Origin of the sequence: Idiomarina sp. UBA4206, from assembly GCF_002383015.1 — a bacterium.
In the GTDB taxonomy this organism is placed as follows: Bacteria; Pseudomonadota; Gammaproteobacteria; order Enterobacterales; family Alteromonadaceae; genus Idiomarina; species Idiomarina abyssalis.
This window is the reverse complement of sequence record NZ_DFTS01000014.1, coordinates 45,890-47,725: the sequence shown is the minus strand read 5'-3', so window position 1 is coordinate 47,725 and position 1,836 is coordinate 45,890. Positions and strand designations below refer to the sequence as shown.

Annotated in this window: 1 protein-coding gene; it reads right to left on the bottom strand. The window is 49.9% G+C overall.

Features of this window, described 5'->3' with window-relative positions:
• Positions 1-1,829 (bottom strand): ATP-dependent RNA helicase HrpA (gene hrpA, locus B3180_RS02870; RefSeq protein WP_286843033.1); only part of this gene is annotated, 1,829 nt, incomplete at its 3' end.
• Between the last annotated feature and the right edge of the window lie 7 nt (positions 1,830-1,836).

Genomic DNA, 1,836 nt, shown 5'->3' with positions numbered 1-1,836 from the left:
AAGCCTACCTGCGACAATAAGCCAGCAATTAAAGCCCGATGCACTTGCTCATAGGTAGCGGCTTCATCGTTAATGGATAAACCCATCTCCCGAACCGTTTGCCGACTTTGTGTATAAATGTCCTGCCACTCGCGCAGCCGCATAAAATGAATAAATTCACGGCCCATCTGTTTACGGAATTGGTTACCTGACAGCGCTTTTTGCTGTTCTTTTATATAATTCCATAAGTTTAAAAAGGCCATAAAGTCGGAGCTTTTATCACGAAAACGCTGGTGCCATTCATCCGCTTTTTGCTGTGCGTCGTGGGGACGCTCACGCGGGTCCTGAATACTCAGCGCGGCGGTAATTACGAGCATTTCTCTCACACAGCCATATTGCTGCCCCGCCAGCACCATTCTGGCTAATCTTGGGTCCAGAGGCAGTCGTGACAATTGTCGGCCCGTATCAGTTAACTGTGGACGCTCAGCTTTGCGCCCAGGCTCAATTGCGTGCAGCTCCTCCAGCAGGTTCAGACCATCTTTAACAAAGCGTTCATCCGGCTTCTGGACAAAAGGAAACTGGCGAATATCACCTAACCGTAACGCCGACATTTGCAAGATAACAGCTGCTAAGTTAGTACGAAGGATCTCAGGGTCGGTGTACTCCGGGCGCTGCAAAAAGTCATCTTCGCTATAGAGGCGAATGCAAATACCCGGGCCAATACGCCCACAACGCCCTTTACGCTGGTTAGCACTGGCTTGAGAAATAGGTTCAATAGGTAAGCGCTGTACTTTAGTGCGGTAACTGTAACGGCTCATGCGCACGGTGCCCGGATCAATAACAAAGCGTATACCCGGAACCGTTAATGAGGTTTCTGCTACGTTTGTGGCGATAACCACTCGGCGTTGACTGTGCGCCTGAAACACCCGATTCTGCTCATGCGATGACAAACGCGCATACAGAGGAAGAACCTCTGTACTTCGCAACTTCAAATCGCCAATAGCTTCCGCATAGTCGCGTATTTCCCGTTCGCCACTGGCAAAAATAAGAATGTCCCCTTCACTTTCACGTTGCAGCTCTTCTACCGCTTCACAAACACCCTGAAGTACGTCTGCATCAGCTGCTTTCCCGTCGTCTTTGGGCGGTCGATACCGAACCTCCACGGGGTAAGTTCGCCCGGTTACTGTCAACACGGGCGCGTCATGAAAGTGCTTTGAAAAACGCTCAGTTTCAATGGTTGCTGAGGTAATAACCAGTTTAAGATCGCGTCGCTTAGGCAATAACGTATGCAGTACACCCAACAAAAAGTCGATATTAAGGCTCCGTTCATGAGCCTCATCGATAATAATGGCATCGTATTGCAGTAGCAGAGGATCTTGCTGCAATTCAGACAACAACATGCCATCGGTCATCAGCTTAATTGCCGTGGTTGGTGCCGTTTCATCCTGAAACCGTATTTTGTAGCCAACCTGAGTTTTATTGTGGTCCTGCAGTTCTTCACCAATACGGGCGGCTACACTGCGTGCGGCTAAGCGCCGGGGTTGCGTGTGACCTATAGTCCCTTTACGGCCATAGCCCAGTTCCAGCAACATTTTCGGTAACTGGGTGGTTTTACCCGACCCGGTTTCGCCGGCAATAACCACCACCTGATTCTGTTCAATGGCCGACTTAATGTCATTACGCTGCTGAGCAACCGGTAATTCGTCTGGGTAACTAATATGAAACTTTTGTTGTTGCCGCTCCAGATACTCCAGCTCGGCAGTTTCAATGTCGGCAGCTATCCGCTCCAGCACCTGTTGCTGTCGTTGCTCGTTTTTAATTTTGCTCAGACCACGCAAACGGCCGCGCAATAGCGCG